Origin of the sequence: Daejeonella sp. (genome assembly GCF_036405355.1) — a bacterium.
Taxonomy (GTDB): Bacteria; Bacteroidota; Bacteroidia; order Sphingobacteriales; family Sphingobacteriaceae; genus Daejeonella.
This window is the reverse complement of the sequence record NZ_DASWXT010000117.1, coordinates 1-3,283: the sequence shown is the minus strand read 5'-3', so window position 1 is coordinate 3,283 and position 3,283 is coordinate 1. Positions and strand designations below refer to the sequence as shown.

The following is a 3,283-nucleotide window of genomic DNA, read 5'->3' as shown; positions in this document are numbered from 1 at the left end:
GGTTTATCTATGCCATTTCTAATGCTGAGTGCTCTGGTCATGTTTGTGGCTACCCTGGCATCCTGGGAAATTAAAACAAATCTGAAAGCATATTTCTCCTTGTTCCTGTTGCTGAACACGGCAGTAATGGGAGTTTTTTGTGCTCTCGACTTTTTCCTTTTTTATATTTTTTATGAATTGATGCTCTTACCTCTTTACTTTCTGATCGGGATGTGGGGTGGTGCAAGAAGGGAATACGCAGCTATTAAATTCTTTTTGTATACACTTTTTGGTTCGGTATTCATGCTACTTGTGATTATCGGATTGTACTTCTCCGTATTGAATCCTGCTACCGGTAACCATACATTTAACATGATCCTAATGATGGATCCGGGGAATTACATAAATGGTTCAGTATTTTCATCAATAGTAGCGCAAAGCATTTTTGGTATATCTGCCAGATTACTCGCTTTTATCGTGCTTTTTATTGCTTTTGCGATCAAGGTTCCTATCGTTCCGCTGCATACCTGGTTACCTGATGCACACGTAGAGGCTCCAACACCTGTTTCAATTATTCTGGCCGGTCTGTTACTGAAAGTAGGAGGGTATGGTATTCTGAGGATATGCTTCAGTATCTTTCCTGATTCTGCCATTCAATCGGCCTGGTGGATTGGTTTGATTGGTCTTATTTCAATTCTTTACGGCGCAATGAATGCATTGGCTCAGACTGATTTAAAACGCCTGATCGCCTATTCATCTGTTTCACATATGGGTTTTGTACTCCTTGGTATTGCTTCGGCAACAACAGAAGGAATAAGTGGTGCAATGCTACAGATGATCAGTCACGGTGCCTTGTCGGCAATGCTCTTCTTTCTCGTGGGAATGATTTATAACAGGGTTCATGACCGCGAAATTTCTAATTTCAGAGGTTTAGCCGAATTGATGCCTCAATTTACATTTTTTGTGATGATCGCTTTCTTTGCATCTCTTGGATTGCCGGGATTCTCTGCGTTCATGGCCGAAGCTTTCAGCCTGATTGGTGCTTTTACTTCAGAGGATGTAAATGGTCTTTTACCTCGGTGGATGGCAATAGGAGCTTCGGTTGGAATTTTACTCAGTGCTGCCTATTTCCTTTGGACATTACAGCGTATGTTCTTTGGCCAGGTACGTTTGAAGGGAGGAGATGCCTGGAAAGATCAGCTTGTAGATGTTAAGACCAGGGAAAAATTTGCGCTGGTACCTCTTGCGGTACTTGCTTTGCTTTTGGGAATATTTCCTTCTTTGCTGTTTGATAAAATGAATGCTTCAGTTCTGGCATTGGTTCAGTTAATTACCGGATAATGAATGATCTGATTCCATATATTCCTTCATCCATCCGGGATTCATTTGCAAGTTTATCTTTTTTTAGTGCCGAGATAAGTTTGGTTTTGGGTTTCCTTTTTGTAGTTCTTGCCGATCTCTTTTTTAGCAAACGATATCCCCAGCTAAGTTTTATCCTCGCACTTCTTACTTTATTGCTGGTCGCCTACCAAAGCAGCGGATTCCTGAAAATTGACAGTACTCCGTTGTTCGGAGGAATGATCATTATGGATCATTTGTCCATACTATTTAAGCTTCTCTTTTGTCTGGCCAGTATACTTTTTGTTTTATTTATCCGGTTTAACCGCGCTTTTCAGAGCCATGATAAGGGTTTTGGAGATATGTATGCCATTCTGCTTGCGGTTCATCTGGGGCTTAATCTGATGGCTATGTCAGCAAATTTGCTGATGATATATCTGTCACTTGAAATGGTATCTCTTGGATCCTATTTAATGGTAGGCTATCTTTCATCAGGTCAAAAGCAAACTGAAGCTGCGATGAAATATGCCTTGTTTGGGGCAGTTTGTTCAGCCATTATGCTTTATGGAATTTCATTGCTGTATGGATTTACAGGTACACTTTATTTAAGTGATCCTGAATTTCTGTCAGGATTGAAAAGTCTGCCTCTTATGTCTTCAGGACTTGCCCTTATTATGTTGTTTATCGGGATAGCATTCAAACTATCCCTTGTACCTCTTCATTTCTGGTCACCTGATGTTTATGAAGGAGCCCCAACGCCGGTAACTGCTTTCCTCTCAACTGCTCCCAAAATTGCAGGATTTGCTGTTTTGATTAAGTTTTTGGAAATATTCTATGATCCGGGATCAAAGATATTGAGTTCTTCTATACTGGATATTAATTATATTCTTGCATTTCTTGCTATTCTGAGTATGCTGCTCGGAAATTTTGTTGCTATCTGGCAGAATAATGTCAAGCGGATGCTGGCTTATTCATCAATTGGTCATACCGGGTTTATGATGATGGCTCTGTTTATTTTTTCAACAAGTGGATTTAAAGCAATTATATTCTATATGACTATTTATGTGATCATGAATATGGCTGCATTCATGCTTGTTGATGAAATAGAAGAAAAAACAGGGAAGCAAAATATTGATGAATATAAAGGTTTGGGAAAACAGAATAGCTTAGTGATGGTTAGTCTGCTGGTCGTTCTAGTTTCGCTCACAGGTTTGCCCCCAACTGTCGGATTTACAGCAAAGTTTTTAGTGTTCTCTTCGGCATTGGAGGCCTATAATTTATCAGGATCGCTTATTGTGCTGATTATGATAATTATAGCATCCCTGAGTACTGTAGTGTCACTGTTTTATTATTTTAAGCTTCCTCTGAATGCATTTTTGAGAGAATCGCCTGTTCCGGTTCAACTTTCGGTCAGGTCTGCGAAAGTATATATTGGTGTATTTCTGGCATTTCTGTTATTAATTTTAATGGTCTTTCCTTCAATGCTTGAGCAAATATTTAGTTAAGTACCATTTGTTAATAAAAATGGCATTTTCCTGAAGATTTAAGAATGATTTCATTGGCTTCTTAGGTATTAAATATCTATTTTTGCAATCTCAGAACTTACTATGAGTGATTCGATCAAACATGAGTGTGGTATTGCACTTATCCGTCTTTTAAAGCCTTTATCTTATTATCAGCAAAAATATGGAACAGCACTTTACGGGCTGAATAAATTGTATTTGCTGATGGAAAAGCAGCATAACAGGGGGCAGGATGGTGCCGGAATTGCAACGATTAAACTGGATGTCCAACCTGGTAAGCGTTATATCAGTCGTCATCGGGCCATGGGTGCAAATGCAGTAGCAGAGATATTTGAATATGTTCAAAAAAAATTCGCGGATGTTCACAATGAATCACCCGAATTATTACAGGATACTGACTGGCTGAAGGAAAATGTGAGTTTTACCGGTGAGGTATTGATGGG

2 protein-coding genes and 1 pseudogene are annotated in these 3,283 nt (G+C 39.3%); all 3 read left to right on the top strand.

Annotated elements, in window-relative coordinates; genetic code table 11:
- On the top strand, positions 1-1,320 hold a 1,320-nt coding region (locus tag VGE44_RS14060; RefSeq protein ID WP_331080198.1), incomplete at its 5' end, for an NADH-quinone oxidoreductase subunit M.
- On the top strand, positions 1,320-2,822 hold the full coding sequence (locus VGE44_RS14055; protein ID WP_331080196.1) for an NADH-quinone oxidoreductase subunit N: 1,503 nt from the start codon (positions 1,320-1,322) through the stop codon (positions 2,820-2,822). The genes VGE44_RS14060 and VGE44_RS14055, both read left to right, overlap by 1 nt.
- A 102-nt stretch (positions 2,823-2,924) precedes the next feature.
- Positions 2,925-3,283: pseudogene (locus VGE44_RS14050) on the top strand (amidophosphoribosyltransferase); the annotation flags it as partial.

Bases quoted from the DNA above. Each gene is read 5' to 3' on its own strand.
- VGE44_RS14055 (WP_331080196.1), top strand. From the start codon at position 1,320: ATGAATGATCTGATTCCATATATTCCTTCATCCATCCGGGATTCATTT.